This window comes from Polaromonas sp. P1_E1_2, assembly GCF_056406035.1.
The window spans coordinates 1-5,420 of the sequence record NZ_JBFUAZ010000271.1 but is presented as its reverse complement, the minus strand read 5'-3'; the positions used below and the strand labels follow the sequence as shown (position 1 = coordinate 5,420).

Below are 5,420 nucleotides of genomic sequence, written 5' to 3'. Positions count from 1 at the left end.
GCCGTGGGGTCGTCCGAGCAGGCGGCTTATCTTTCGGGCGTTCCGTCGCAGCGGGCCAAATTCATCGCGTACACCGCCGCGGGACTGCTTTCCGGGCTTGCCGGGTTGCTGCTGTCGCTGATCTCCCTGTCGGGCGAGGCCAGCTCGCCGCAGGCGGGCCTGTACACCCTCAATTCCATCGCGGCGGTCGTGATCGGCGGAACCTCGCTCTATGGGGGCGCAGGGGGCATGGTGGGATCGGTGTTGGGTGCCTTCGTGTTGCGCACCATTGGCGACCTGCTGTTCGTGTTCAATGCGCCTGCGCTTTGGCAGCCGCTGTTCGAAGGACTCATCCTCCTGGCGGCTGTATGCGTCGGCGCGCTGCACGTGCTTCGCCTGCGAAACCGCCTGGACCTGTTCTGATGACCAGCCTCTCCGTTGACACTCCGCGCTCCTCCGCCACCAGCAAGCGTGTGTTTCAGAGACTGCTGTTGAATCCGCCGGCCATGGTGGCCCTGTGTTCGCTGGCCCTTCTGCTGGCCGCCAGCGTCGTCAACAGCAACTTCCTGATGCCGGGCTACCTGCTGCTGCAACTGCAGATCGCCGCCTTCCTTGGCATCACAGCCGCCGGGCTCATGGCCGTCATCCTGTTGGGCCACATTGACCTGTCGGTGCCCTGGACCATCACCACCGGGGCAATGATGGCCGCCGCCGCGGGCGCCACCTATGGCGCCGGCTGGGCGATCCCCGCAGGCATCGCCTGCGGCGCGCTGATCGGCCTGGTCAATGGGTTGGGGGTGGCGATCCTGCGCATCCCTTCGATGATTTTCACGCTGGGCGCGAACGCTGTGCTGCAGGGCCTGATGGTCCTTTACTCGGGCGGGCATGCACCGGTGCACGGCGCTACCGAGCTGATGCGTGCACTGGGCGTCGGCAGGACGTTTGGCGTGCCCAATGCCGTGTGGACCTGGGTGGCCGTCTCATTGCTGTTCTACCTGGTGCTGACGCGCACTGCCATCGGCCGCTACGTGTACATCATCGGCAACACCGAGCGCGCCGCCTACCTGTCCGGCGTGCGCACCGGCAAAGTCATCGTGCTGTGCTTCGTGGCCTGCGGGGCTCTGGCAGCGCTCGCCGGCATACTGCTCGCCGGCTACTCGGCTAACGCCTACCAGGCCATGGGTGATCCCTACGTACTGCCCGCGATCGCCGCGGTCGTGCTGGGCGGCACCAACATCCTGGGCGGCCGCGGCAGCTACCTGGGCACTGTTGCAGGCGTAGTGTTCATCGTGCTGCTGCAAAGCGTGCTTGCGGTTCTGCAGATGCCCGAGGCGGGCCGCCAGATCATCTATGGCGCGCTGATCCTGTGCATGCTGCTGCTGTATGGCCGTTCGGCCAGGGTGAGGTGATCTTGGCTGACCGCTATGGCATCCGGGGCGATTTCCTGCTGCACGATGTGCGTTTTCGCGGACTGGTTCCGCCGAACGGGTTTGTAGAAAAGCTCTTCACCGGCACGCGTTGGGCAGAGGGCCCCGTGTATTTTCCGGCCGGCGACTTCCTGCTGTTCAGCGACATCCCCAACAACCGCGTCCTGCGGTGGGTGCCCGACGGCGCAGGCGAGGGCAACGTAGTAGAGTTTCGCAGGCCCTCCAACTTCGCCAACGGCCATACGCGTGATGGCGAAGGCCGCCTGATCAGCTGCGAGCATGGCACGCGCTGCGTCAGCCGCACCGAGCTCGATGGCCGGCGCATCGTGATCGCARGCGCCTTTGAAGGCAAGCGGCTGAACTCGCCGAATGACGCCGTTGTCGCGCCCGATGGCGCCGTGTGGTTCTCCGACCCGACCTACGGGATCCTGTCCGATTACGAGGGTTATGCGGCCGAGCCCGAGTACGGTGGCCGCTACGTGTTCCGGGTCGACGCCGGTAGCGGGCGAGTGGAAGTTGCCGCCACGGACTTCGTGCAGCCCAATGGATTGGCGTTTTCTCCGGACGGCACCCTGCTGTATGTGGCGGATTCCGGGGCATCACATGATCCGCAGGGGCCGCGACACATTCGAGTGTTTGACGTGGCAGCCGGCGGCCGGCTGCGAGGCGGCGAAGTCTTCGCCACCGTGGATGCTGGGATACCGGACGGCCTTCGCGTGGACCTGCGCGGCAATGTGTGGACCAGCGCCGGAGACGGCGTGCATTGCTTCTCGCCGCAGGGCGAACTGCTTGGCCGGATCCTCGTTCCCGAGCCGGTGGCCAATGTAGAGTTCGGCGGGCCGCGAGGTAACCGCCTTTTCATCACGGCCACGACGTCGCTGTACGCCTGCTATCTCACGACGTCTGGTGTCTGGGCACACAGCCTGGTGTAGCTCACGGCATCGCGGCGACTCTGAGAATGATGAGCCACAGCTGGGCCCGCCGCCGTGGCTTGCAGCGGGGCCCGACTGTCAGTGTCAATACTTGCGGTTCGGGAATTCCTTGGCGGCTACTTCGGCCGGGAACACACCCTCGATCGACTTGATCCAGCGCGGCAGCGTTTGCCCCGAGGCGGCTTTGGCTGCCGCTTCCATCAGCTGGGGGCCAAGCAGGGGGTTGCACTCCACGCTGACATTCATCTTGCCGGCGATCATCGCCTCGAAGGCGCCCTTGACCGCATCCACGCCGATTACGAGGATATCCTTGCCCGGCTTCAGGCCTGCTTCCTCGATGGCCTGAATCGCGCCGATGGCCATGTCGTCGTTGTGTGCGTACAGCACGTTGACCTTCTTGCCTTCAGCCTTGAGGAAGGCTTCCATGACTTCCTTGCCCTTGGCGCGGGTGAAGTCGGCGGTCTGCGAGCGGATGATCTTGTAGCGAGGATTTGCTTTGAGCCCTTCCTCGAAGCCTTTCTTCCGTTCGATCGCGGGATCGGAGCCCACGGTGCCCTGCAATTCGACGATGTTCACGTCGCCGGTGGTGTTCTTGGTGTTATCAAGCAACCACTGCGCGGCGCGCCGGCCTTCCTCGACGAAGTCCGAACCCACGAAGGTGGTCCAGGTGGAGGGATCTTTCACCACCACACTGCGGCTTTCCAGAATGACGGGGATCTTGGCGGACTTGGCCTCCCGCAGCACGGTATCCCAGCCCGTCGTGACGAGCGGTGCGAGGATGATGACGTCCACCTTCTGGGCGATGAAGGACCGGATTGCCTTGATCTGGTTCTCCTGCTTCTGCTGTGCRTCTGAGAACTTCAGTTCATAGCCGGCCGCGCTGGCAGCGGCCTTGACGGAGTCCGTATTGGCTGTGCGCCACTCGCTTTCGGCGCCGGTCTGCGCGAAGCCGATCACCAGCTTCTTACCTTTCGCCTGGCTCCAGGCCGGTGTCGCCCAGGCGTATGCCAGGCCGGCGGCCGCCATGATGGCGGCAAAGCTGCGTCGTTTCATCGGGGTCATCTTGTGTCTCCTGTCTTCGTATCTGTTCGATCGGGTGCAGCACTCTTGCCTTACTGACCGCCCGGTGCTGTAGCGGGCGGCTGAACTCAGCCGGGATACCAGACCATGCGAGGATCGTCGGGTGCTCGTTGGTACGTCCACGCGGACTCGACCATCCGGGCCATGTCGAACTGGGGGTGCCAGCCCAGCAGGAACTTCGCCTTGGTGTTGTCCAGCCACGTGGAGCGGTAGGGTGTGCGGACTGGCACGAGCGGCAGGCCCCGCGTGCGTGCCAGGTATGTGCCAAGCTCGCCATAGTCGAGCGGCTCGTCCATGCACACGTTCATCAGTTGCTGCCGGGCGCGTGGTGCGTCCAGGGCCAGCAAGATGGCATCCACAAGATCGCACACATGGACGAAGTTGCGCTTCACTGGTTGACCATCCGGATCAAGCATCACCGGGACGGCGCCGCTGCGAACGTGGTCGCGCGCTTCGCTCTCTGTCACCAGGTCCCGCCAGCGCGGGCCTCCGAACACGTCGTCGCCGAAAGACAAAGTGAAGCGGAAATCGTCTTTCTCCATGATCCAGGGTGCACGCAGGCAGCAGCCGTTCAGGTCATACTGGACCTGGTACTGCTGGAGCATTACTTCTTCCAGTACTTTGGACAGGGCATAGCATCCAGGGTAGGCGGTATGCGGCTGGCTTTCTACCACCGGTACGGGGTGCGCGTAGTGGAAATGCCCGACAGCGGCGTCGCCGCCGACCAGCACGAATTGCCGGAAGGTGGTGCTTGTCCGGCAGCCCTCGAGCAACCAGAACATGCCCTTGACGGCGACATCCATCACCTCGTCCGGCGTTTCCTTGCTTGTGGCCAGGTGCAGCACGTGTGTCACGCTTTCGAGCGCGCGCTGCACGTCCGCGCGATCCTGAATGGAACCCCGCACGCACTCCAGGCGTTCGCGAGGCTGCAACACACGGTTGTGGCAGAGCGCCCGCACGCGGAAGCGATCAAGACTGGCGTCCTCCAGTACTCGCTGGATGAACGCGCGGCCCACTTTGCCGGTGGCACCCGTGACGAGAAGGAGTCCGGAGGAAGGTGGTTGCATTCGGGCCCTCTGAATGGCGCGGATGATAGCAAGCCGGCCCTGCTTTGGCGATCATGTTTTGGGCTTGATCCATACACGAATTCATATGGGTTGCAACCTATATCGATTCCGGAGTTGTCCTCCTGGCTGTGCGCTTCAGAGGAGAAAAGACTTTGCTGCAAACGACATGGCGAAGCCGGCAGGAAAGAAAGTGGACTTGGCCCCGGGCGCGAGCCTTCACCGATTAGAGAGGGTGGCGGCTCTCTACGACGCCGGCGCCGTCCCTGTTTCTCGCCGGGTCACTGCGTTCGGGCGCTTGCACCGAGTGAAAACCACTTGCCGGGGAGGTGCCGGTTATTTCTGATCCATCGTTGCTTCTCTGTGGGCTTCGCGGGTCTGCGGTGTTGATTGGTCAGGCCAATATTGACACATATGTAATATTGGTCTTACCCTGATCCGCGATCCTGCCGGAGGCGTGCCGCCGTCCAATAGCGCCTCGATCTGCATCAACAATGTGTCAGTTACCACTGACTTACCGTATGACAGGGTTCGTTCCGGAACACCCATCAACCCGACAAGGAGAAGACCATGAAGGAGACAGTAAGCAAAGGCCTGAGGCACTGCGCGGCAGCAGCGGCGGCGCTGGCATGACGTGGCTCGCAGCGGCGCGCGGGGGGCGTGGTGCCGTCGATCAGGCGCTGCTGGCTGCGATCGAATCCGCCGAACGCAACGCCCCGCCCGGCAAACGGCCCATCGTCGAGACGCATATTCACTTCTGGCAGGTGACCCGGTCCGGCGGTGTGCCATGGCCCACAGCGGCGGAGGGGCCGATCTTCCGCGACGTGCTGCCGCCGGAGTACAGCGCATTCGCCAGGTCCCAGGGCGTGGTGGCGGCCGGGATCGTGGAAGCGAGCGGCATTGTTCAGGACAACCAGTGGGTCCTCGACCTCATCAAG

6 protein-coding genes are annotated in these 5,420 nt (G+C 63.7%); 4 read left to right on the top strand and 2 right to left on the bottom strand.

Annotation, left to right across the window (positions count from 1 at the left end):
- The 3 genes from AC1D1P_RS13395 to AC1D1P_RS13385 all read left to right on the top strand — a co-directional run.
- The coding region (locus AC1D1P_RS13395) for an ABC transporter permease subunit (RefSeq protein WP_477673321.1) at nucleotides 1–402 on the top strand (402 nt) is incomplete at its 5' end.
- Nucleotides 402–1,388 (top strand): ABC transporter permease, encoded by a 987-nt coding sequence (locus AC1D1P_RS13390; RefSeq protein ID WP_457282643.1) that lies wholly within the window; start codon nucleotides 402–404, stop codon nucleotides 1,386–1,388. The genes AC1D1P_RS13395 and AC1D1P_RS13390, both read left to right, overlap by 1 nt.
- Nucleotides 1,389–1,390: 2 nt before the next feature.
- A complete protein-coding gene (locus tag AC1D1P_RS13385; RefSeq protein WP_477673320.1) occupies nucleotides 1,391–2,338 on the top strand; it encodes an SMP-30/gluconolactonase/LRE family protein in 948 nt (315 codons plus the stop codon).
- 84 nt (nucleotides 2,339–2,422) lie between these two features.
- Here the strand turns inward: AC1D1P_RS13385 and AC1D1P_RS13380 are convergent, their stop codons facing one another.
- The gene (locus tag AC1D1P_RS13380; RefSeq protein WP_477670183.1) at nucleotides 2,423–3,400 is read right to left on the bottom strand and encodes an ABC transporter substrate-binding protein; all 978 of its coding nucleotides are present in this window, start codon (nucleotides 3,398–3,400) and stop codon (nucleotides 2,423–2,425) included.
- 86 nt (nucleotides 3,401–3,486) lie between these two features.
- Nucleotides 3,487–4,485 carry an NAD-dependent epimerase/dehydratase family protein gene (locus AC1D1P_RS13375; RefSeq protein WP_477670182.1) on the bottom strand — a complete coding sequence of 333 codons (999 nt, stop codon included), beginning with the start codon at nucleotides 4,483–4,485 and terminating at the stop codon, nucleotides 3,487–3,489.
- Between the two features lie 626 nt (nucleotides 4,486–5,111).
- Here AC1D1P_RS13375 and AC1D1P_RS13370 point away from each other — a divergent pair.
- A partial coding sequence (locus AC1D1P_RS13370) for a hypothetical protein (protein ID WP_477673319.1) occupies nucleotides 5,112–5,420 on the top strand: 309 nt, incomplete at its 3' end.

Excerpts from the sequence above, each read along its gene's own strand:
- AC1D1P_RS13390 (WP_457282643.1), top strand. The coding sequence starts at position 402 with ATGACCAGCCTCTCCGTTGACACTCCGCGCTCCTCCGCCACCAGCAAG.
- AC1D1P_RS13375 (WP_477670182.1), bottom strand. The coding sequence starts at position 4,485 with ATGCAACCACCTTCCTCCGGACTCCTTCTCGTCACGGGTGCCACCGGC.